General features: G+C 40.0%; 21 protein-coding genes. 8 read left to right on the forward strand and 13 right to left on the reverse strand.

What is annotated here, in order from left to right:
• Nucleotides 1-4 precede the first annotated feature (4 nt).
• From N6H18_RS02800 to N6H18_RS02830, 7 genes are all read right to left on the reverse strand, one after another.
• Complete coding sequence (locus N6H18_RS02800) at nt 5-1321, reverse strand: quinol:cytochrome C oxidoreductase (protein ID WP_262310317.1); 1317 nt, start codon at nt 1319-1321, stop codon at nt 5-7.
• Between the two features lie 21 nt (nt 1322-1342).
• Complete coding sequence (locus N6H18_RS02805; protein WP_262311577.1) at nt 1343-1963, reverse strand: c-type cytochrome; 621 nt, start codon at nt 1961-1963, stop codon at nt 1343-1345.
• 27 nt (nt 1964-1990) lie between these two features.
• Nucleotides 1991-2518, reverse strand: coding sequence for a DUF3341 domain-containing protein (locus N6H18_RS02810; RefSeq protein WP_262310318.1), 528 nt, complete (start codon nt 2516-2518; stop codon nt 1991-1993).
• Nucleotide 2519: 1 nt separating this feature from the next.
• Nucleotides 2520-3884, reverse strand: a complete 1365-nt coding sequence (gene nrfD / locus N6H18_RS02815) for an NrfD/PsrC family molybdoenzyme membrane anchor subunit (RefSeq protein WP_262310319.1) — start codon at nt 3882-3884, stop codon at nt 2520-2522.
• Nucleotides 3885-3898: 14 nt separating this feature from the next.
• Entirely contained in the window at nt 3899-6982 is a 3084-nt protein-coding gene (locus N6H18_RS02820) for a TAT-variant-translocated molybdopterin oxidoreductase (RefSeq protein ID WP_262310320.1), read from the reverse strand.
• Nucleotides 6983-7018: 36 nt separating this feature from the next.
• Nucleotides 7019-8293: a c-type cytochrome gene (locus tag N6H18_RS02825; RefSeq protein ID WP_262310321.1), complete on the reverse strand. Its 1275-nt coding sequence runs from the start codon at nt 8291-8293 to the stop codon at nt 7019-7021.
• Between the two features lie 348 nt (nt 8294-8641).
• Nucleotides 8642-9313, reverse strand: a complete 672-nt coding sequence (locus N6H18_RS02830) for a hypothetical protein (RefSeq protein WP_262310322.1) — start codon at nt 9311-9313, stop codon at nt 8642-8644.
• A 110-nt stretch (nt 9314-9423) separates the two neighbouring features.
• On the opposite strand from N6H18_RS02830, the gene lysA reads away from it, so the two are divergent.
• The 4 genes from lysA to spt all read left to right on the forward strand — a co-directional run bounded on the left by lysA (nt 9424) and on the right by spt (nt 13922).
• A complete protein-coding gene (lysA, locus tag N6H18_RS02835) occupies nt 9424-10596 on the forward strand; it encodes a diaminopimelate decarboxylase (protein ID WP_262310323.1) in 1173 nt (390 codons plus the stop codon).
• A gap of 158 nt (nt 10597-10754) precedes the next feature.
• Nucleotides 10755-11462, forward strand: a complete 708-nt coding sequence (locus tag N6H18_RS02840) for a sterol desaturase family protein (protein WP_262310324.1) — start codon at nt 10755-10757, stop codon at nt 11460-11462.
• 49 nt (nt 11463-11511) lie between these two features.
• The gene (locus tag N6H18_RS02845; protein WP_262310325.1) at nt 11512-12633 is read left to right on the forward strand and encodes a hypothetical protein; all 1122 of its coding nucleotides are present in this window, start codon (nt 11512-11514) and stop codon (nt 12631-12633) included.
• 62 nt (nt 12634-12695) lie between these two features.
• Nucleotides 12696-13922 carry a serine palmitoyltransferase gene (gene spt / locus N6H18_RS02850; RefSeq protein ID WP_262310326.1) on the forward strand — a complete coding sequence of 409 codons (1227 nt, stop codon included), beginning with the start codon at nt 12696-12698 and terminating at the stop codon, nt 13920-13922.
• A gap of 82 nt (nt 13923-14004) precedes the next feature.
• On the opposite strand, the gene N6H18_RS02855 is transcribed toward spt, so the two are convergent.
• The 6 genes from N6H18_RS02855 to rsfS form a co-directional block, all read right to left on the reverse strand.
• The gene (locus N6H18_RS02855) at nt 14005-14715 is read right to left on the reverse strand and encodes a DUF6048 family protein (protein ID WP_262310327.1); all 711 of its coding nucleotides are present in this window, start codon (nt 14713-14715) and stop codon (nt 14005-14007) included.
• On the reverse strand, nt 14690-15145 hold the full coding sequence (locus N6H18_RS02860; RefSeq protein ID WP_262310328.1) for a DUF6452 family protein: 456 nt from the start codon (nt 15143-15145) through the stop codon (nt 14690-14692). The genes N6H18_RS02855 and N6H18_RS02860 overlap by 26 nt, the downstream gene beginning before the upstream one ends.
• Nucleotides 15146-15154: 9 nt before the next feature.
• On the reverse strand, nt 15155-15964 hold the full coding sequence (locus N6H18_RS02865) for a hypothetical protein (RefSeq protein WP_262310329.1): 810 nt from the start codon (nt 15962-15964) through the stop codon (nt 15155-15157).
• A complete protein-coding gene (locus N6H18_RS02870) occupies nt 15961-16716 on the reverse strand; it encodes a UDP-2,3-diacylglucosamine diphosphatase (RefSeq protein WP_262310330.1) in 756 nt (251 codons plus the stop codon). The genes N6H18_RS02865 and N6H18_RS02870 overlap by 4 nt, the downstream gene beginning before the upstream one ends.
• A gap of 67 nt (nt 16717-16783) precedes the next feature.
• Nucleotides 16784-18856, reverse strand: coding sequence for an ATP-dependent zinc metalloprotease FtsH (ftsH, locus tag N6H18_RS02875; protein WP_262310331.1), 2073 nt, complete (start codon nt 18854-18856; stop codon nt 16784-16786).
• A gap of 52 nt (nt 18857-18908) precedes the next feature.
• A complete protein-coding gene (rsfS, locus tag N6H18_RS02880) occupies nt 18909-19280 on the reverse strand; it encodes a ribosome silencing factor (protein WP_262310332.1) in 372 nt (123 codons plus the stop codon).
• Between the two features lie 39 nt (nt 19281-19319).
• Here rsfS and N6H18_RS02885 point away from each other — a divergent pair, with 39 nt between their 5' ends.
• The 4 genes from N6H18_RS02885 to N6H18_RS02900 all read left to right on the forward strand — a co-directional run bounded on the left by N6H18_RS02885 (nt 19320) and on the right by N6H18_RS02900 (nt 22497).
• Nucleotides 19320-20072, forward strand: a complete 753-nt coding sequence (locus N6H18_RS02885) for a biotin--[acetyl-CoA-carboxylase] ligase (protein WP_262310333.1) — start codon at nt 19320-19322, stop codon at nt 20070-20072.
• Between the two features lie 89 nt (nt 20073-20161).
• Nucleotides 20162-21463: an adenosylhomocysteinase gene (gene ahcY / locus N6H18_RS02890; RefSeq protein ID WP_262310334.1), complete on the forward strand. Its 1302-nt coding sequence runs from the start codon at nt 20162-20164 to the stop codon at nt 21461-21463.
• Between the two features lie 155 nt (nt 21464-21618).
• The gene (locus N6H18_RS02895; protein WP_262311578.1) at nt 21619-22200 is read left to right on the forward strand and encodes a sigma-70 family RNA polymerase sigma factor; all 582 of its coding nucleotides are present in this window, start codon (nt 21619-21621) and stop codon (nt 22198-22200) included.
• A gap of 18 nt (nt 22201-22218) precedes the next feature.
• The gene (locus N6H18_RS02900) at nt 22219-22497 is read left to right on the forward strand and encodes a hypothetical protein (protein ID WP_262310335.1); all 279 of its coding nucleotides are present in this window, start codon (nt 22219-22221) and stop codon (nt 22495-22497) included.

Below are 22497 nucleotides of genomic sequence, written 5' to 3' on the forward strand. Positions count from 1 at the left end.
TCTATTAAATATGATGATGTAATGTCTCATTGTACATCGGGTGGTTCTTGGCAACCAAAGGATACTTAGCCAATGAATGTAATACCACATACATAAATGCAGCTGCATATACTAGCATCATCCCTACCTCTAAGAAGCCAAACCCACCATTTTCCTTCAATACACCAGGTGTAACCATGAGGTAAAAATCCATCCAGTGACCAAACAAGATCATAGGACAAACTACCATCAATATTCTAGAATGTCTCTTCGCATCTCTTGTCATCAGCAACAAGAATGGTAACACAAAGTTGATAATCAAGTTAAAAAAGAACACTTTAGAGTAGTGATCGCTTTTCAATCTCTCTACAAAATAAATGGTCTCTTCTGGAATATTTGCATAGTATATCAACAGGAACTGCGAGAACCAGATATACGTCCAGAAAATACTAAAGCCCCATACGAACTTACCCAAATCATGCAAGTGATTGGCATTGACAATTGCCAAATAGCCCTTGCTCTTGAGGATGATAGCAATGAATGTAATGAACGCCAAGCCAGATACCCACCAGCTAGCAAACACATACCAACCAAACATGGTAGAGAACCAATGTGGGTCAATCGACATCACCCAGTCCCATGCAGCGATTGAAGATGAATAACCAAAGAATACAATAAATACGGCTGACAAACCAACCAATTTTTTCCATCTGTTGACACCTCCTTCAAGATCTTCCGCCAACATGTGTTTTCTAATTTGTAAAAACAAAACATACCAAACACCAAAGAAACCCACCATTCTGGCCATATAAAAACCAAAGTTCAAATAGCTCTCTTTCCCTTTGATAATAGGATCAAAATCAGGGCTATCTGGATCCATCAAACCTGCATGCGTCCAGTGAAATAACTCATGGTTGGAAAACAACCAAACTACTACCATCAATACTGCTGCAATTGGTAAAAAGCTCGCCATTGCCATAGGGATTCTTTTCACGCCTACTGACCAGCCTGCCTGAGCTACATATTGAATACAAATGAAGAAGACACCAATAATAGCCAAACCTGTAAAAAACAAGTTGTTGATCCAAAGGTTGGCCTTTAATCTATGTGTCCAATGATAGCCTCCATGATGTCCACCTGTCTCATGCCCAGCCGCGGCTTCTGCATGATGCTCACCATGTGCCGCAACAGCCTCAACTGCATGCTCTGCACCATGAGTATCGTGATGCCCTCCAGAATTCAACAAGATAATTCCTAAGACAGCCAAGATAATCCCCACTGCTAGCGTAATAAAAATGTTCTTCTTAGCTCCTGCTGAAAATATATATTTTTCGTCGCTCATCTTACTTTACTATTTTAAGAATTATTGTTTTTGAAGAGTTTGAACATAGCGAACGATTTTCCATCGTTCTTCAATACTAAGCTGCGAGGCATGTGAGCCCATTCTGCCTTTGCCATATGTGATCACATGAAAAATGTGTCCCTCTGGTTTGTCCTTTACAGCACGCGAATTGTAAGGAGTCACCCCTTTGAATTTCTGTCCCACAGGACCATCGCCCAATCCCGCATCACCATGACAGTGCCAGCAAAATCTTGTAAACAAAACTTTCCCCTCTGCCAAAACTTCCTCTGAATCAGGTAAAGGGTTCGTTACAACTCTTCCAGCCAGCTCAAGAGAATCTTTAGGGATTCTATATGGTAATGCATCACCTCTTCTTACTGTATTGGCAACTGGTTCACGCATGTTCATACCGTGGGGGTTGTTGGGATTAGAGGTATAAAACTCCGCATCGCCTCCTTCTTGAGAGGTCAACCATCTCCCTGCCTCTTTGTCAGTCACCTGAGCCAAACCTTCATAAGGAACTGAGTGGTACATCTGAGGAGCATATTCTACCCCTGTATTGTCTACACCAGCAGCACATGAAGTCAATATATAAGCTCCTGCCACTATTGCAATTCCTTTAATATATGTATTCAATTTCATCATTTTGTAATTTCGACTTCAGCTGAATTATTCAAAAACCTTGTTATTCACTTCCTGAGCACCTGATGCAGCTAGAGATTTTTTAATCTCGTCTTCACTCATAGAATTTTTGTCTATGTCAACCACAATGATGTGTTTATCATCTGTGATTCTAAGGTCAAATATTCTTGGCTTGGCCCATGGTTTCAAATTACTCACCACGAAGAAAGTACCACACATTCCAAAAGCACCCAAAAGTACTGTCAACTCAAATGTAACTGGAATGAAAGTTGGGAAAGGGAAAAAATCCTTACCTCCAATAATCATGGGCCAGTCAAATGTCATCATACCAATCTGCATAGTCAGTGCGAGGGTAGTCCCCAACAGACCGAACATAAATGCTGCGATTGACAATCTTGATCTTTTATATCCCAAAACATCATCTATACCATGAACGGGAAATGGAGAAAACACTTCGTAAATCTTCACTCCGCTTTGACGCACCTCTTTGATTGCCTTTAGCAACAAATCCTCGTCATCGAATACACCAAGTACAAAATTTTTATTTCCGCTCATTTTATTTGCTCGTTTTTTCTCCTGTAGCTTTTACAATACTTTTCACCTCTGCCATGTTGATCACTGGGAAAAACTTAGCAAACAGGAAGAAACATGTAAAGAATAGTCCGAATGTAAAAATATAAACCCCTACGTCTACCCAAGTAGGATAGAACATTGCCCAAGATGAAGGCAAGAAATCTCTGTGAAGTGACGTCACGATGATTACAAATCTCTCAAACCACATTCCGATGTTTACGATAATCGAAATCACGAAAGTAGCCGCAATGTTGGTTCTAATTCTCTTGAACCAAAATAGCTGAGGAGAGATCACATTACAAGTCATCATAGACCAGTATGCCCAAGCGTAAGGTCCACTTACTCTGTTCAAAAACGCGTATTGTTCACCTTCGACTCCTGAGTACCAAGCAATGAATAGCTCAGTGATATATGCAACTCCTACAATAGATCCAGTGACCATGATGATGATGTTCATCAGCTCCATGTGCTCCATTGTGATGTAGTCTTCTAATTTATAAACCTTTCGGGTAACCAAAAGAAGGGTCAAAACCATCGCAAAACCTGAGAAGATCGCTCCTGCCACAAAGTAAGGAGGGAAAATCGTCGTATGCCATCCTGGTATTACAGAGGTTGCAAAGTCAAATGATACAATGGTGTGTACAGAAAGTACCAGCGGTGTAGCCAGACCAGCCAAAACCAATGCGACTGTTTCGTATCTAGACCAAGTCTTCGCAGCACCATCCCATCCGAAACTTAATACTCCGTATATTTTTTGTCTCAACCCTGTCGCTCTATCTCTGATGGTAGCAAAATCAGGAATCAAACCGATGTACCAGAAAACCAGTGATACAGAGAAATAAGTTGAAATCGCAAATACATCCCAAAGTAGCGGAGAGTTAAAGTTTACCCAAAGAGAACCGTAAGTATTGGGTAGTGGCAAAGCCCACAAGCCTCCAATCCAAGGTCTTCCCATGTGTAACAACGGAAACTGCAAAGCACAGATCACGGCGAAAATTGTCATCGCCTCTGCTGCCCTATTGATAGACATTCTCCATCTCTGTCTGAATAGCAACAAAATGGCCGAAATCAAGGTACCTGCGTGACCGATACCTACCCACCATACAAAGTTGGTAATATCCCAAGCCCATCCTACAGTCTTATTCAATCCCCAGCTACCAATTCCATCCCAAACGAGAGTGAATACAGCATAAGCGCCAAAGGATAATAGACCTAGCGAAATCGCCATAGCCAACAACCATGATTTGGCTGGTTTTTCCTCTACTCTTTTGCATATATCGTCAGTTACGTCGTGAACTGTTTTCCCACCCGTGATGAGTGGTTTACGAACTACTGCTTCTGCGTGCATATTAATCTAATTTATTAACCTTGCGTTTCGTTTTCTTTATTTCTAATCTTGGTGAAGTACCACACGTTTGGCTTCACAGAAAGCTCTTCCAATACGTGGTATGCTCTTGGCTCCTTTACTTCTGGTCCATTCTCACCTTCTTCCAATTTCAACAACTTAGAAATTCTAGAATTAGGATCTTTCATGTCTCCAAACACAATCGCCTCAGACGGACAAGCCGCAGCACAAGCAGAGGTAATCTCACCATCAACTGGTCTTCTTCCTTCCATTTTAGCATCCAGCTTACCTGCCTGAATTCTCTGAACACAGAAAGAACATTTCTCCATGACACCTCTTGCACGAACAGTCACGTCTGGGTTCAATACCATTTTACCCAAATCATTGTTCATCGAAGTGTTTTCTGGGAATTGATCATTGTCATGATACTTGAACCAGTTAAATCTTCTTACTTTATATGGACAGTTGTTAGCACAATATCTTGTACCAATACATCTGTTATAAGCCATTTGGTTGAGACCTTCCGTAGAGTGGTTGGTGGCAGCAACTGGACAAACAGTCTCACAAGGAGCGTTGTTACACTGCTGACACATCATCGGTTGGAAAGTCACTTCTGGATTTTCGGCAGCTACTTCCATCGCAGCATTCTTCGCCAAAGCTCCACTCTTGCTATCCACTATCTCCTCGTCAAAGCTGTAGTATCTATCGATTCTCAACCAAGTCATCTCTCTTCTGTTGAGAACTTCTTGCTTGCCTACAACTGGCACGTTGTTTTCCGCTTGACATGATACCGTACAAGATCCACAACCTGTACAAGAGTTCAAGTCTATAGTCATCCCCCAATGGTGATTTGGGTATTTGTGACCTGACCAAAGCGATATTGCACCTGGTTTCTCCTTACCACTGTAAGTTGAAATCATTGGATTGCTTCTACCAGCCCCTGGATCCTTTTGGTATTTAGAAAGAATAGACTCTTGAATGACATTCTCTCTACCCATGTATGTCTGGTGAGTCTGTGTCTGAGCAATTCTGTATTCTTCTCCACTCAACTCAACCTTCACACCAGAAGTGATACTCATATTTTGAGCTCCTGATTTGTAATCAATCAAAGGATAGGCATTCACACCTACACCGTCGGCTACTTTACCAGCTTTGGTTCTACCAAATCCGATAGCGATACCAACAGTTCCTTTGGCCTGTCCTGGCTGAACCAGCGCAGGCAACTTTATCGTTTGATTCCCAACGGTCAAATTGACCAATTGAGTAGTCATGTCTCCTAATTTCAATCCCAATTCCTCAGCCATAGCTGGAGAAATCGTCAAATAATTATCCCAAACAGCTTTGGTGATAGGATCAGGCATTTCTTGCAACCAAGGATTGTTGGCCTGAGTACCGTTACCTACTGAATAATTCTCGTAAACTGAAAGTTCAATATCAGATTCTATCGTGGTGATGGCACTAGCTGCTCCTGCAACATCTCCTGCAAAAGCAGCTGTTTCTGATGCTTCGGTCGGCTTTTCAATCACACCATCCTGCAAAGTCTTATCCCAGAATCCCTGTACATCTCCTGTTTGATCAGCAGTCCATCTTCCCTTCAAGAAATCAAAGTAAGAAGTAGAATTACCAGCCCAAGCCAAGAAAGATTCTCCAGCTTGTCTGCTATCAAATAAAGGAGAGATCGTAGGTTGAGAGAAACTGAATTTACCAGTTACTGGCTCAAAATCATTCCAAGATTCTAAAAAGTGAGTATCTGGTGCAATTGCTGAAACCAAAGAAGCGGTTTCATCTTTTCTTTCAGAAGTAGAAAGCGTAAACTTCGCCTTCTTCAATCCTTCGGCTAGTTGTGATCCTAAAGCGTGATCATAAACTGGATTGCAATTAAAAAACAAAACTCCATCGTAGTTGCCTGCATTGAGGCTCTTGATGAAGTTTACCATTTCCTTGTCATTTCCCTTTCTGGTGTTTACAGAAACGGATAAATCTATTGTCGTGCCATAACAACCTAATAAATTGTTGATTGCATTGACTATCACTTGTACATTTTCGTCATTCGATCCTGACACGACCAAAGACTTGCCTTTGCTAGCCCAAAGGTCATTGGCTGCCTTGGTCAACACAGCTGTATCGGCCAATTTAGCAGCTTTGATAGCTGTTACACCTGCTTTAGCAGCAAGCAGATTGTAAAGGTTAGCAATGTAACTTGCTTGTTGAGAGGGCTTAATCGCCACTCTATAGTCTGCGTTAGAACCAGTCAAAGAAAGGTTTGATTCGAAAGAATACAACCTCGACATGGTTTTCTTCTTATCACTCAATCTTCTTGTCTGTGCAAACTGTTTGCTGTGCAAAGTATGATTGATCCAGTTTCCTAAGAAGTCCGCATCAAAAGATAAAATGGTATCTGCTTTGCTAAAATCGTATGAAGGAACTGTACGCTTACCAAATGACTTCTCATTGGCAGCCAACATTCCGCTGAATGAAACCTGATCGTATTGGATATGATCTATGCCTGCATACTTCTCCTTCAATTGGTCAATTGCTGCCAAAGTAGATGGAGAGAACACCGAATTGCTAATCAAAGCTATTTTACCCGCAGCAGAAAACTTAGATACAACTGCCTTGTCCAATTCCGCCCATGTGACAGACTTGCCATCCAACTCAGGCCCTTTCAGTCTTTCTTTGTCATATAGAGACAAAACAGATGCCTCTACTTGAGATGAAGTACCGCCTCCACTGACAGTAGAAAGTTTATTTCCAGCCAATTTAATTGGGCGACCTTCTCTGGTCTTCACTACTACACTGCAATAGTCACTACCATTGACATAAGTAGAAGCATAATAATTTGGCACACCTGGATCTACATCGACAGGCTTGTTCAAATAAGGGATTGCCTTTCTTACTGGAGTCTCACAAGCTGCAAGTGATGCCGCAGCAACACCAAAGCCCATCAACTTCAAAAAGTCCCTTCTACTTGCTCCGGCTCCTTCTGATTCACCATTAATTGGCAAATACTCAGGAAATTCTTTTTCAGCATTTTTCTCGAATTCTGGATTTTTGGTCAGTTCCTCTAATCCTTTCCAGTATTGCTTTTTGGTTTCTTTCATTTTATGATATCTATCCCAAATATTCTTTTCAATTAATTAATAGTGACATTTAGCGCATTCCAAGCCGCCATTGTCTTCAACCTTCATAGGCTCCTTGCTATGCTCTGCATGCAATTCTACCAAGTTGTCGTAGTATTCATTGCCTTTGGTATTGACATCTGTCTCTCTGTGGCAGTTGATACACCATCCCATGGTCAACGGTGCATATTGATACACTACATCCATCTCTTCGATAGGACCATGACAGGTCTGACATTCTATTTCACCCACAGCGACGTGTTGCGAGTGGTTGAAATATGCCAAATCTGGAAGATTGTGTATTCTTTCCCATTCGATGGGTTGACCTGTCTCTATCGCCGTATAAATTTTCTGAATCTCAGGAGACTCGGTCTTAATAGCCGAGTGACAGTTCATACATATATTGGGAGAAGGAATGTTAGCATTCTTGCTCTTTCTTACTCCCGTATGGCAATAGTTACAGTCTATTTGATTGTCACCTGCGTGTATCTTGTGTGAGAATGCGATAGGTTGAGTAGGCTGATATCCTTGCTGAACACCAACAGTGAATAGTCCATCGATGACAGATTTCAACACGATAGCTGTAAATATGAAGGCTACCAAACCTAAAAATGCGTTGCTCTTAACCAATGCAACCACATCAAAAGTCTGACCGACAATCTCCTGATCTTCTTCAGCAAGCCCATCCTTCTGTGCTAAGTATTTCTTCAACACCGAGATGATCATTGCGAGGACCACCAAGATCAACACCAGAATGATCAAAATGATGATCATCAAAACATTGACGTAACCTGATGGTTGCTCTGCTGTAGCCTCTACTCCATCAGAAGTTTCGCTAGCTACTGTAGCCTCAGCAACAGGTTCTTTGTTAGATTCAGATTTGAGATAAGCCACGATCGACAAAATCTCCTCATCGTTGAAATCAAAAGAAGTCATCTCGGTTTTATTGTACTGCTCGTACAACTTAACCGCATAATCATCTCCACTTTGGATTACCTTTTGCGAGTTTTGGACAAATGCAGTGATCCACGCAACATCTCGTCTCTTGTGCACGTCCTTTAATGCAGGACCTACAACTTTCTCTTGAACCGCATGACATACCGTACAATTGGCCTTGAATAATTTTTCTCCACTTGAAATTACTGCCTCATCACTCGGAATCCCGTCATCAGCAGCGTCTTGCGCTACTGCTACATTTTGAGTCAATAAAACTGAAAAAATTAGTGAGAGGAACAACACGCATATTACGTTGTTACGCCCCATAATAGAATTGTAACTATATTTTTTGAACATCAGTTTTTGCTTTCCTTTTACTACAAAAAAGTGGATGCAAATGTAGTGACGGGTTTTTCAATTTCAAAGGCAGTTTTCTCCCTAAAAAACCGATCTCTACTTTCAGTAGCACAAAAACACACCTTATTTACTGATTTACAGGCTTTTAATATATAATTCTAAGTAGTAATTAGATGCTATTTAGAACAGTTACAAATAAATCGTTCAGATTCGTTAGGTTTTAGATAGTTCGAGTAAGAAAATTGCCTATAAATGCCCTATTCTTAATATAACTTTTCTCAAAAAATATTGGATTGTCCACTCAAAAGAGTTAACCCTGAGTACTCAGTTCATGATCAACCAAAGTCCTCAAATCTCACTGTCATCTGTTTTGATTTTCATCAAAACAGAAAAGGCTTCATTGATATTTTTGGATTCTACCACGATCGAAAACTCATTGGAAGTAGAAATCACCTCTATGATATTGATACCATACCAAGCGATCATTTTGAAGATATAATAGTAGAGCCCATATGCTCGAATGTTAGATGCTTTGAGCATCACAGTGGCAGAACTCAAATCATGGTTACCTGTGAGATAATTCTCATTCTTAAAAATATGCTCCACCCTATCAATGATGTTTTCACTTACAATCAAGGTACGCTCATACATCCCCTGCGTAAAAGAGCAATAGGTATCTGGTATGTTTTGAATTTCGTGCAAGAGACGAGTTTGATTTTCTGTCAGAGTAGAAGAATTGATGTAGGTAAACGTACAAAGGCCAGATCTAACAAAAATATCTCCAATGTGCTTCCTGAAACTTTTGGGGTTCAAGTTCAGAGAATTGGTACCCATAGTTGATCTACGCTTTAATGCCATCAAGATTGATGCTTCGGTGGCGTCTTTCATGAGTTCTTTGGACACAAAGGGCTGCAACATTCTAGCCAAGGATGAATAATTGATCAAGCCAGCATTCATCGCTTCCTCCACAAATGGCATCTTGCGAATCCCTTCTTCAACAATGTCTGATATTTTTTTCATTTGTTAAATAATTAACATACTGCAAAGTATATGAAAATATTCCACATTTATTTCACATCCGCATCAGTAAAAAATACTTTTGATCTACCTAAAATGAAAATACGAAAATAATGGCAGTACAAACACCCTTTTACCACTACGACATAGAGCTACTAGAAAACACGCTACAGACCCTAACTGCAGCTATTCCTAGTTCAAATTTCAAGGTGCATTACGCCATTAAAGCCAACGCTGAACCTCGCATTCTACAAACCATTCGCAAATATGGACTCGGAGCAGATTGTGTCAGTGGCAATGAAATCACCAGAGCTTTAGAATGTGGTTATGCTCCATCCGAAATTGTATTGGCTGGAGTGGGTAAAAGTGATGCAGAACTCAATACAGCTATTTCTAATGGAATCCACAGCATCAACTGTGAGTCTATCGAAGAACTAGAAGTGATCAATGAGATCGCAGAACAAAACAACCGTGTTGCCCACATCTCATTCAGAATCAACCCGAATGTAGATGCCAAAACACATCACAAAATTACCACAGGACTGAGTGAAAACAAATTTGGGATTCCGATCAGTGAAGTAAGTAGGGCAATCGCTGAAATAAGAAAAATGAACGCTCTAAAATTGACAGGTGTTCATTTCCACATTGGTTCGCAGATTCTATCTATGGATCCGTTTATCAAACTTTGTACGCAGGTCAATACGCTGTTGGACGAAATGGAAGCGGAAGGTGTGGAACTGGAGCATATCAACGTGGGTGGTGGTTTAGGCATTGACTATCTCAACCCTGATGGCAACCCTATTCCCGATTTTGAAAAATATTTCGCGGTATTCCATGAACACCTTCAGGTAAGACCAGGCCAGACTGTTCATTTTGAACTGGGCAGGTCAGTAGTCGCACAATGTGGCTCTTTGATCTCCAAGGTACTGTATGTCAAAAAAGGCGCAACCAAAAACTTCGCCATCATCGATGCAGGCATGACAGAACTCATCAGACCAGCACTGTACGACTCTCATCATGAAATGGAAAATATCACGGCAGACGCTGCGATGGGTATGGATACTTACTCTGTCGTAGGTCCAATCTGCGAAAGTTCAGATGTATTTGGACAACTAGAAATGCCCATTACCAAGAGAGGCGACATTATCAAAATAAAATCTGCTGGAGCTTATGGTCAGGTACTCAGCTCCAATTACAACCTTAGAGATAGTGCCATTGCGTACTATTCGGATGAAATGACACTCAATGCTTGCATTGGCAAAGAGGAACAAGTGGCTATCTCCTAAAAAACTGAATAAGTAGTTTAACGACTCGAAGAGGGCAGAAGAAATTCTGCCCTTTTTCAAAAAGCCAACCTCCTATTAGTTTTTGGTTTTGACAAGGCATTTTTGAGTATAAAAAAAGAATAAAAAATTATATTTGCTTCTTAAAATGTTTTTACTTGATGGCAAAATACTTTGTCTCCGACAAAAATGAAACAGTAAGATTGTTTCAAAATGATTTTTTGGAGTCACTCTCAAGAGTACATTTCACCACTCCTTTATTCATCTACATTCCTGTCATTCTTTATCTTTTGTATCTTTCTTTCTTTGAAAGACACTACACAATTGCAGAAGGTATCCTTATCCTCTTGGCTGGCCTCATTGTTTGGACCTTCGTGGAATACGTGATGCACAGATTTATCTTTCACTACCACGCCAAAACAAAAATTGGGAAGAAAATCATGTTTCTCATCCATGGGGTTCATCATGATTATCCCAGTGATTTGAAACGCCTAGTTTTACCTCCATGTATCAGCATCCCTTTAGCTACTGGTTTTTACTTCCTCTTTGGATATACCTTAGGAGGACAATACTTACCTCTTTTTTTCTCAGCCTTTCTTACGGGATACCTGTTTTATGATATTGGCCATTATGCCATCCATCATTTCAATTTAAAAAGTAACTATTGGAAGACTGTGAAAACCAATCACATGAGACATCACTTCATGACTCCAGACAAAGGTTTTGGTGTAAGTACTGTCATTTGGGATTTTGTTTTCTTTTCCTTAGCCCATAATAAAAAACAAGTAATTTCTCAGGAAGAGAATCAATCTGAGTTCGATAGTGAGCTTAAACATAATTACAGTAGCAAAAGAATAACGGCTGAATAGTATATCTTTGCCGAATGTGCTAATTCCAATTTTCCACCTATTGTAGCTGATGATATCGATCAAACAAGTATCAAATAAAAAGGACCTAAAGAAGTTCATCGATTTTCCTCATGAACTGTATGCAAATGACGAGCATTATGTTCCTGAGCTATATATGGCACAAGCGGACATGCTCAATAAGTCAACTTTCCCTTTCTTTCAACATTCCGAAGCAGAGTTTTTCCTCGCCTATCAAGATGACAAAATAGTAGGTCGAATCGCAGCAATCAAAAACAACAACTATATCGAATACACCAATAAACAAGTAGGACAATTCGGTTTTTTTGATACAATCGATGACTATGAAGTAGCTAAGGCACTCCTAGATACAGTCAAAAATTGGATTGCTCAACACGGTCTTAACCAAATCACAGGTCCATACAACTACTCGACCAACGAGACTTGTGGTACACTAATTGAAGGATTCGACTCACCCCCGACCTTGATGATGACATACAACAAGCCATACTATGCCGACTTTATGGATAGATATGGATTTGAGAAAGACATGGATTTACTATCCTATATCGTCTACACCAAAGATGTCCCAGAAAAACTGACTCGAATGTCCAATCTTCTGTTCGAAAGACTGAACTCCAAAGGTATTACCATTCGTAAAGCCAATTTGAGCAAATTCAAAGAGGAAGTGGATAAACTGTATCAAATCTACAACAGTGCTTGGGAAAAAAATTGGGGTTTTGTCCCTATGACTGAGGCAGAGTTTAAACACTCCGCGAAGGACATGAAAATGATCGTAGACCCAGATTTTCTTTTAATAGCTGAGGCCGAAGGGAAACCAATTGCATTCTCTTTGAGTTTACCTGATTTGAATATGCCATTAAAGCATTTGAAGAGAGGTAGATTATTGCCCTTTGGTCTATTTAAATTACTTTATTATAAAAGAAAGATAAATCGAGTGAGGGTAATCACCCTTGGAATTGTCGAACAGTATAGAAAACTAGGGATAGATGCTTACTTCTATGCCAAAGCATTTGAAGAGGCTAAGAATAAAAAGATGCTTTTTGGTGAAGCGTCATGGATTTTGGAGAATAATGAAATGATGAATAGAGCCATTACAAATATCAATGGCAAAGTTTACAAAAAGCACAGATTGTATAAAAAGGCAATCTAGGAAGATAAAGAAATTAATAATATTAGAAGGCAAAGTCTTCTACACATAAACTAACTTATTGAATGAGTATTTTAAAAGATCGTCTTGCGAAATACACTTATGCTGACGAAGTAAAGGAGGCGGGGTTGTATCCATACTTTAGAGAAATTGGTTCTAACCAAGACACTGAAGTAATCATCAATGGACACAAGGTTTTGATGTTTGGATCTAATAGTTACTTAGGGTTGACCAATCATCCCAAGGTAAAAGAAGCAGCAAAACAAGCAATTGACAAATACGGGACGGGTTGTGCGGGTTCACGCTTTCTAAACGGAACACTCGATCTACATGTGGAGTTGGAAAATAAGTTAGCAGAATTCTTCGAAAAAGAAGCGGCTCTGATTTTTAGTACTGGATTCCAAACGAACCTAGGTGTAATCTCATGTATGACAGGTCGTAATGACTATATCATATTGGACGAGTTTGACCATGCTTCAATCATAGATGGTACAAGATTGTCGTTTTCTAAGGTGATCAAGTACAAACACAACGACATGAAATCGCTAGAAAGTCAACTTGCCAAGTTGGAGCCTAGTGCGGTGAAGATGATTGTTGTGGATGGTATCTTCAGCATGGAAGGTGATATTGTCAAATTACCAGAAATCGTAGCTTTAGCCAAAAAATACCAAGCTGAAATCATCGTAGATGATGCACACGCAGTAGGTGTCATCGGAAAAAATGGAGCAGGCACTGCCTCACACTTTGGATTGACCAATGAGGTCGATTTCATAGTAGGTACCTTTAGTAAATCTCTGGCTTCACTAGGAGGCTTTGTGGCTAGCGACAAGGTTGCCATTGATTATATGAAGCACCACGCAAGGTCTCTTATCTTTAGTGCCAGCATTCCTCCTTCTTCTGCGGCAAGTGCGCTCGCAGCATTGGAACTGATGAAGAACGAACCTCAGCTGATTGACAATCTATGGTCCAATACTAACTATGCTATCAAAGGCTTGAAAGATTTAGGTTTTGAGATTGGCCCCACAGAATCCCCAATCATCCCTATCTATGTGAGAGACAACGAAAAAACATTTAAACTTACCCAATTCTTGATTGAGGAAGGTGTGTTTGTAAACCCTGTGATCTCACCAGCCGTGAAGAGTGGAGACTCGTTGATCAGATTCTCTTTGATGTCTTCTCACACACATGCCCAGATTGATTTTGCACTTGAAAAACTGGTGAAGGCCAGAAAAATCATAGGTTTCGGAGAAGGAACAGAGCTAGTCAATTCACATTCGGTAGTTGCAAAATAACCCTCCATGTAGAAAGTGAAAGCAAAAAGCCCTGATGAATATTCATCAGGGCTTTTTGCTTTCACTCTTCAGCTATTTCGTATTATTCTTCCTCTTCGACTCTTTTCTTTACGATTTTTGGACGAATCGGAATAGGCTTGTCTCTCAAGCCAAATCGATAAGTGATGTAGTAATTGAATCCAAAAACGCTATTCTTGGATGCAGCACCAAATCCTGGTATTTCATATGGAGCAAGCGTACCATCTCCAGTCAATACTTTGGCCATCTTAAACCGTAGTACATAACCCATATATAGGGGGCCTATTATTTTGGCATTCAATCCCATAGTTGCCTCTAGCCAGTTGGCTCGCAAATCCTCATTGCTATATGAGAGATTGGTTTGATTCCATTGTTGATCTACCCCTGCGTAATCAATTTGATCTGAAAAACTCGCGTGTGCATACATTAACCCAAAATATATGCTACTTCTATTTTTGTTATAAGGAGTGAAGTTGACCTGAGGACCTACTCTAAAAAAACTTCCTTTACTGCTGTAATCAAATCCTTCTCCTTTGGAACTCAAATTACTCCTCCCCCAATCTGCGGCGAGATAAAATACATCAAAATCGATTTTACCCTGAAACTCGTTCTGCACATCTCCATTGAGCAAGCGTGTCAACCCCACTACATCTGCGGACAGATAAATCTCTGAAGGTTTCCAATCCTTCTCTCGCTTTTCTAATACCTGCGCAACAGCACTTTGTCCTACGGCCACAATTAGAGAAAGGCTAGTTATATATTTTAATATTTTCATCTACTGATAAGTCTATTAACGGTTGCACCAAACTCACCGAATCAAAAGTATGCTCTACAATTTCCAATCTATCATAACTCATGGTCGGTCCACATTTCTCAGACAACCATTCGAGCTTCCTGCTGTACTTTAATTTGAGGCTATCTATTGTCACCCCTGTTACAAAAAGATAGGTAACAGAATCTACAGAAGGATTGAGATTGAGTTTGAACACAGCCAAAGTATCACTTCTATCATAAAACAAACTATCGCTACCTTCAGTAGCAACCAAATCGAATTTGAGCTCTGTCTTGGTCAAAGAATCATAATCATAAAAGCCTACATGAACAGCGTCATAGGGCAATTCTTGGTCACAATCTGGATCATCCGCACAAGAAATCACCCATAAAAGCGGCATCAATTGGAAGGTCAACAACAACAATTTTCTCATCTAATCACCTTAATTTTCGGGGCTAAGATACTGATATATCTGGAATCCATTTGGCTGAATCAAGTATAGCCTGTCTTCATGCACACGGATTTTTCCAGACAATCCTTCAGGAACATTCCTGACTCTTTCTATCCCTGTGTACAAATTGACAAATACTATTTTATCTCCTTGCAAACTGTAAATTTCATCTTTGTAAAAACCATAATCAAATCCTGGCAACACATCTAGCTTGAATAAATAATTACCCAAATTATCAAACACAAAAACTCCAGCTGATTGATCTATCCAATAAGTTCTATTCTGATGATTGATCAATCGCTGAACATTGTTTGATTTCTGTTTTAATACTTTTGACATGCTCTTTGTTTCGACCACAAGATTACGTCTTGGGTCAAAAAGCTTGAGTGAAAACTCACTAATGTCTAGCACCCAAATATTCTGCTGTAAGTCAGGAGCTATATCCGAGACAAAGCCCAACCCATAGTCTGCAAAAGAATATTGCACAGGGTCTGACAAATACCTATTGAGTATCACCGCCCTTTGAAAATCCTGATAGAATAGATAGACTTTAAACTGATTGTTGACCACCAATTGATGGACTTGGTCATTGATCGTCGGAGAATATTCTAACAATAAATCTCCTGTTGATGTAAATTTTGCCAAGTTTCCATTCTGCTTCGTCACATAGATAGCTCCCTTTCCATCTAGTTCCAATTGGTCAAGATCCTTCCATTCGACTGTTCGTACCACCTTGTACTGTCCCTGACACACGACATGCACAAAAACCAATAATAGCACCGTGAAACTCCAGTTTTTCATCCCTCAAATCGCTTTAATTGGAACTCATCCCCATCAAAAACTGCATAAGAAAATTTATCGATCCAATCGCCCAAGTTACAATACAAACTCGTTTCATTAATCTGCTTTACCCGATCAATATGACAATCGCCATAGACATAATAATCATGGTGTCTATGTTTTTCCAACTTCCTACTGTGAGCCACCAAATGCGCGTCATCATTCTGACCAAGTTGTTGCTCGCGGCTACTGCCAGACCACAAATGAGCCAAAGTAATCCCCAAATCTGGATGAAACCAACCAAAAAGCCATTGACAAACGGAATTGGTGAAGACACGCTTGATTATTCTATATTTCTTATCTTTTGGATTCAGTCCATCGCCATGTGTGATGTAAAAATCCTTGTCTCCTAATCGCAGGCTCTGTCCTTCGTGAACGATAGTGGCACCACATAGATCCTTTAGATAATCTTTCATCCATAGGTCATGATTACCTACAAAAACAACGATATTGACCCCTAGATCAGCTAGCTCAGCCAGTTTGCCAAGAAACCTTACATACCCCTTGGGTACCACATGACGGTATTCAAACCAAAAATCAAAAAGATCTCCAACCAGAAAGATAGTTTGGGCATCCTCAGCAATTGTGTCCAGCCATTGCACAATCTTTTTTTCTCTGACAAAGGATTGATCATGGTTTGGTGCACCGAGATGAAAATCACTAGCAAAGTATATTTTCTTACCAGGAAGTAATAAGGTCAATTGTTCATCCATCAAAAAAAATGGGACTATTACGTCCCAATTTAATTTTTTACTATGACTTATGGTCAATCAGATTCTACTAATTCTTGTCAGAAGAAGTCGAAGTAGTTTCTTCTTGTTCTACTTCTGTCTTGATTGTAGATTTCAAATCTTCCAAATCCTCTTCATTCTTCATTTCTGCAGGTCCCTTATCAGAACTCCCATTGGTGAAAGCTTGATAATTTGTCTCTCTCTCGAAAGGTCTTTTACCAATCAGTTCCTCTAAATCTGATTGGAATATAATCTCCTTCTCTAAGAGTGCTTTGGCAATTTTCTCCAATTCGGCCTTTTTGTCCAAAAGCATTGCCTTGGTTCTGCCATAAGCTTTGTCGATAATGGCTTTGACCTCACGATCTATTTTCTCGGCAGTTGCCTCAGAATAGGGCTTGTTAAAGTTATATTCTGACTGCTTAGAGTCGTGATATGAAATATGACCAATCGCATCGTTCATACCATATACTGTCACTATGCTATAAGCCATCTTCGTGATTCTCTCCAAATCACTCAGTGCACCTGTAGAAATCTTACCAAAAATAATTTCCTCTGCAGCTCTACCTCCGAGAGCCATACACATTTCGTCAAGCAACTGCTCCGTCTGATACAAATACTGCTCCTTTGGCAAATATTGTGCATAACCTAAAGCGGCCAAACCTCTCGGTACGATACTCACTTTGACCAAGGGATCTGCATGCTCCAAGAACCAACCTGCGACCGCATGTCCAGCTTCATGGTAAGCAACTATCTTTTTCTCTTCAGGTGAAATAATCTTGCTTTTCTTCTCCAGTCCGCCTATCACTCTGTCTATCGCATCCTGAAAATCTTTTAAATCCACTGCCTTTTTATCCTTACGCGCAGCTATCAATGCAGCTTCGTTACATACGTTGGCAATCTCGGCACCCGCAAAACCAGGTGTTTGTGCAGCCAATTTCTTCGAATCGACGACATTCTTGTCAATTTTGATAGGAGCCAAGTGCACTTTGAATATAGCATCTCTACCAATAATATCTGGCTTGTCAATTCCCACCTGTCTATCAAATCTCCCAGGTCTCAACAGAGCCGAGTCTAGCACGTCAGGTCGGTTGGTAGCTGCCAAGATAATTACCCCAGAGTCAGTAGAGAAACCATCCATCTCCACAAGCAGCGAGTTCAGCGTATTTTCTCTTTCATCGTTTGATCCAGGCATTTGGCCTTTGCCTCTGGATCTTCCTATCGCGTCTATTTCATCAATAAATACAATGCAAGGCGCCTTTTCTTTTGCTTGCTTAAACAAATCTCTTACTCTCGCAGCACCAACTCCCACAAACATCTCTACAAAATCCGATCCTGAGAGGGTAAAAAATGGTACGCCTGCTTCTCCTGCTACGGCCTTTGCCAACAAGGTTTTACCTGTACCTGGAGGGCCAACTAGCAACGCCCCTTTAGGAATTTTACCTCCCAGTTTGGTGAATTTGGTAGGGTTTTTTAGGAAATCTACTATCTCTTTTACTTCCTCTTTGGCTTCATCCAAGCCAGCCACATTGTCAAAAGTAATCTTCACTTTGTTCTCAGCATCAAACAACGCAGCACGGGACTTACCAATATTGAATATCTGTCCACCAGGACCTCCCCCTCCAGTCATTCGTCTCATCAACAACCAGAAACCTAAGATGATGATAATGAAAAACCCTGAATTCAGGAAGATATTGGTATAATCTGACTTTTCGTCTACGAGGTATTCGTATTCTGCTCCATTCTTTAATCTGGCATTCAACTCATCCTTTTTCTTGACAAAAATGTCTTTGCTCTCAATTTTGAAAAAGTACTGGGGACCAGAAGAAGACACACCAAGGGTGTTTTGCTGATCCAGTTCCATTTTGTACTTGCTATTTTGAAGTGCCTCTTCTTTCAAAGTGACCTCTACTAGATTTTGATTTCCAATCAATGTCACTTTTTTGACATCATTACTGAGAACCATACTCTCGAATCGCTTGAAAGAAATCTCCTTCGCAGAATTGTTGTTTGAAAAATATGATATGCCAAAGATGAACGTCATCAATCCAATGATCACCCATATTTGGTAATTCGGTTTGTTTGGTTGATTGGCTGTATTTTTAATTTTCGGTTTATCCGCCATTATGTTATTTTCTTTATAAAAATCTTTGTTAACGCTTAACAGAAATAATTGTTTAATCAGCTATTTGGGTTACAGTTGCATCTCCCCAAAGCTTTTCGAGAGTATAGAATTCTCTCCTGTCTTTTCTAAAGATGTGTACCACCACGTTTGCATAATCAAGCAAGATCCATTCTTTGTTTTCACGGCCCTCCTTGTGCCAAGGATCTATACGTAATGATTTATATACCGCCTCTTCTACAGAGTCAGCTATTGCGTCTAGTTGGTTATCAGAGTTTCCAGAGCAAATTACAAAATATTCTGCAACTGCGTTAGAGATGCTCCTCAAATCCATGACGACTATATCGAAAGCCTTTTTTTCCTGCATTCCCTGTACTACCAACTCTTCCAGTTTCTCAGATTTCTGGACTTCCTTTATTTCTGTCATCTTTTGTCTCTAATTTTGCACAAAATTAATCAATTAATCTTGCATAAATTCTTTGCCAAAACTCATTTTCTAGGTAAAAAGGTACTCTTTCTGCCACAATGTCACTCCACCAACGAAATTGCCATGTCATTGGTCAATAATGGTCATGCCCCAGAAGGCATCACCATCATAACTGCAGATCAAACACGAGGCAAAGGTCAAAGAGGTAACGTGTGGGAATCTGAAGCGGGCAAGAATCTTACCTTTTCTTTTGTCATAAAACCTACTTTCTTAGCTCTTTCTGTTCAATTTGACCTCCATATAGTAGTTTCTTTAGCCATCTATCAGGCACTTACACCCTACTTAGGTCATGATCTAAAGATCAAATGGCCCAATGACATCTATTATGGCAAAGACAAAATCGGCGGCATATTGATTGAAAACACGGTAAGAGGAACAGCCATAGAAAACTCCATTGTAGGGATTGGGTTAAACATCAACCAACAGCATTTTCAAACTATACATGCCAATAGTATGAAAAATCTGTGTCAACGAGATCTGGATATTGATCAAATTGCGGAAGAGATACTGATTCGGGTAGAAAAAAACTACCTGCAACTCAAAACAGGCAACCATCGGTTAAAAAAACAATATGAACAAGCCCTGTATCAAATCAATCAACTCCATACTTATCAAGATAAAGCCGCAGTGTTCACAGGAACAATTACAGGAATCTCTGAATCAGGTAAATTAATTATTGAATCTCAAAACAAGACTCTTGAATATAATTTCAAGGAAGTTACATTTCTTTAGTCCAAGAATGTATTGAAGAATATTCCTAACACTGATTTTCAATCAATTCCATTAGATTTGCAGTCCTAAATCGAAAAAATACAAGAGTAATGTTAGATACACAGCTAAAAAACAAAGTAAAAGATATCTCTTTGGCTGCCTGGGGCAGAAAAGAAATCAAACTAGCCGAAGCAGAAATGCCTGGCCTCATGTCTCTAAGAGAAGAATATGGTAACAGCAAACCATTGAAAGGTGCTAGGATCGCTGGATGTCTACACATGACTATCCAAACTGCAGTGTTGATAGAAACGTTGATCGCTCTCGGTGCTGAAGTATCATGGTCATCATGCAATATATTTTCTACACAAGATCACGCAGCAGCAGCTATCGCAGCAGCTGACATTCCTGTTTTCGCTTGGAAAGGAATGAATGAACAAGAATTTGATTGGTGTATCGAGCAAACTCTTTTTGCGTTCGAAGGGGGAAAACCATTGAACATGATCTTGGATGACGGTGGAGACTTGACCAACATGGTTTTGGACAGATACCCAGAATTGGTCAAAGACATCAAAGGACTTTCTGAAGAGACCACTACAGGCGTGCATAGACTGCAAGAAAGAGAAGCAAATGGCACTTTGCCAATGCCTGCAATCAATGTCAATGACTCAGTAACCAAATCTAAGTTTGACAACAAATATGGTTGTAAAGAATCACTCGTAGACGCAATCAGAAGAGCTACTGACGTCATGATGGCTGGCAAAGTAGCCGTTGTAGCGGGTTATGGTGATGTTGGAAAAGGATCTGCAGCTTCATTGAGAGGTGCTGGTGCTAGAGTAATCGTGACTGAAATCGATCCAATCTGCGCACTACAAGCTGCAATGGATGGTTTCGCAGTGAAGAAAATGGACGATGCTGTCAAAGAAGGTGACATCATCGTGACTACCACTGGAAACAAAGACATCATCGTAGATCGTCATTTCAAAGCAATGAAGGACAAAGCGATCGTTTGTAACATTGGCCACTTTGACAATGAAATTGACGTAGCTTGGTTGAATAAAAACGCAAACAAGGACGAAATCAAACCTCAAGTCGATCTTTATACCTTAGGAGACAAAGAAATCATCTTGTTGGCAGAAGGTAGATTGGTCAATTTGGGATGTGCTACTGGTCACCCATCATTTGTGATGTCCAATTCATTCACCAACCAGACCTTGGCTCAATTGGAACTATGGACTAATACTGCAGCATATGAAAACAAGGTGTACATGTTGCCTAAGCATCTGGATGAAAAAGTTGCCATGTTGCACTTGTCTAAAATCGGTGTAGAACTAGACGTACTGTCTCCAGAGCAGGCCAAATATATTGGCGTAAAAGTAGAAGGGCCATTCAAGCCTGATTACTACAGATATTAATGATTGATCATAAAATCTAAATTCAAAAGCTTCATCGATGAGATGGAGCTTTTTTTATATCTTGAGGCCGAGAAGAAATCCAGCAACAAGAACTTCTGCATGGCAGACACGTAATTTAGATGTCGAAACATGTAAAAATGCCGCCCTCTATCATCATGGAAGAAGCCATCGAGAAAAACAATTATACAGATCAGGAAAAGCAACAACTTGTAGATATGGAGTTTATGCCACATCTGCGTGCACTGTATAATTTCGCTTACAAACTGACCTATGACGAAGATGACTCCAAAGATTTGGTACAGGATACTTACATGAAAGCCTATCGCTTCATCAATTCATTTCAAAAAGGAACTAATGCCAAAGCGTGGTTGTTTAGAATCCTGAAAAATAGTTTTATCAACGAGTTTAGGAAAAAAAGCAAACAGCCCGCACAAGTAGATTATCAGGAAGTAGAAGGGTATTACAACTCAGAAGGGACAGAAAAACCCTCATCAACAACTGATTTACGCGTAGATTCAGTCAAAAACATGATGGGTGACGAAATCACTTCTGCACTCAATAGTCTCGATGTGGATTTTCGAACAGTGATCATTCTTTGCGATTTGGAGGGGTTCACCTATGATGAAATGGCGAAAATACTGGACATCCCTATCGGTACAGTTAGATCTAGAATTCACAGAGCTAGAAATTTGTTAAAAGAAAAACTAGCTGGTTATGCTGCCAGCATGGGTTATTAAAAGAATAAAATATTAACAGTGGGACTCAAACAATACGTGCAAAACGTAAAATTCCGTACAGGCATGGCCAACTGCAGAGAATACATTGATCTGATATACGATGTGATAGACAATCAATCTTCCCCGTCACAGGAGCAATACCTCAGAAGACACCTAAAATTGTGTTTAAAATGTGTAGATGCCTTAAATTTGGAAAAAGAATTGAAGAAAGCCATCCAACTCAAGTCGGTACATCAGGAAGTACCCAAGGACTTAGCCGATTCAATCAAAAACAAAATTGCAAAGTCTACTCCATAA

The organism is Reichenbachiella agarivorans (assembly GCF_025502585.1).
Lineage (GTDB): Bacteria > Bacteroidota > Bacteroidia > Cytophagales > Cyclobacteriaceae > Reichenbachiella > Reichenbachiella agarivorans.

What these genes read in the sequence shown, in the direction of transcription:
- N6H18_RS02800 (WP_262310317.1), bottom strand. Translation starts at nt 1,321, where the DNA reads ATGAGCGACGAAAAATATATATTTTCAGCAGGAGCTAAGAAGAACATT.
- N6H18_RS02805 (WP_262311577.1), bottom strand. Translation starts at nt 1,963, where the DNA reads ATGAAATTGAATACATATATTAAAGGAATTGCAATAGTGGCAGGAGCT.
- N6H18_RS02810 (WP_262310318.1), bottom strand. Translation starts at nt 2,518, where the DNA reads ATGAGCGGAAATAAAAATTTTGTACTTGGTGTATTCGATGACGAGGAT.
- nrfD (WP_262310319.1), bottom strand. Translation starts at nt 3,884, where the DNA reads ATGCACGCAGAAGCAGTAGTTCGTAAACCACTCATCACGGGTGGGAAA.
- N6H18_RS02820 (WP_262310320.1), bottom strand. Translation starts at nt 6,982, where the DNA reads ATGAAAGAAACCAAAAAGCAATACTGGAAAGGATTAGAGGAACTGACC.
- N6H18_RS02825 (WP_262310321.1), bottom strand. Translation starts at nt 8,293, where the DNA reads ATGTTCAAAAAATATAGTTACAATTCTATTATGGGGCGTAACAACGTA.
- N6H18_RS02830 (WP_262310322.1), bottom strand. Translation starts at nt 9,313, where the DNA reads ATGAAAAAAATATCAGACATTGTTGAAGAAGGGATTCGCAAGATGCCA.
- lysA (WP_262310323.1), top strand. Translation starts at nt 9,424, where the DNA reads ATGGCAGTACAAACACCCTTTTACCACTACGACATAGAGCTACTAGAA.
- N6H18_RS02840 (WP_262310324.1), top strand. Translation starts at nt 10,755, where the DNA reads ATGGCAAAATACTTTGTCTCCGACAAAAATGAAACAGTAAGATTGTTT.
- N6H18_RS02845 (WP_262310325.1), top strand. Translation starts at nt 11,512, where the DNA reads ATGATATCGATCAAACAAGTATCAAATAAAAAGGACCTAAAGAAGTTC.
- spt (WP_262310326.1), top strand. Translation starts at nt 12,696, where the DNA reads ATGAGTATTTTAAAAGATCGTCTTGCGAAATACACTTATGCTGACGAA.
- N6H18_RS02855 (WP_262310327.1), bottom strand. Translation starts at nt 14,715, where the DNA reads ATGAAAATATTAAAATATATAACTAGCCTTTCTCTAATTGTGGCCGTA.
- N6H18_RS02860 (WP_262310328.1), bottom strand. Translation starts at nt 15,145, where the DNA reads ATGAGAAAATTGTTGTTGTTGACCTTCCAATTGATGCCGCTTTTATGG.
- N6H18_RS02865 (WP_262310329.1), bottom strand. Translation starts at nt 15,964, where the DNA reads ATGAAAAACTGGAGTTTCACGGTGCTATTATTGGTTTTTGTGCATGTC.
- N6H18_RS02870 (WP_262310330.1), bottom strand. Translation starts at nt 16,716, where the DNA reads ATGGATGAACAATTGACCTTATTACTTCCTGGTAAGAAAATATACTTT.
- ftsH (WP_262310331.1), bottom strand. Translation starts at nt 18,856, where the DNA reads ATGGCGGATAAACCGAAAATTAAAAATACAGCCAATCAACCAAACAAA.
- rsfS (WP_262310332.1), bottom strand. Translation starts at nt 19,280, where the DNA reads ATGACAGAAATAAAGGAAGTCCAGAAATCTGAGAAACTGGAAGAGTTG.
- ahcY (WP_262310334.1), top strand. Translation starts at nt 20,162, where the DNA reads ATGTTAGATACACAGCTAAAAAACAAAGTAAAAGATATCTCTTTGGCT.
- N6H18_RS02895 (WP_262311578.1), top strand. Translation starts at nt 21,619, where the DNA reads ATGGAAGAAGCCATCGAGAAAAACAATTATACAGATCAGGAAAAGCAA.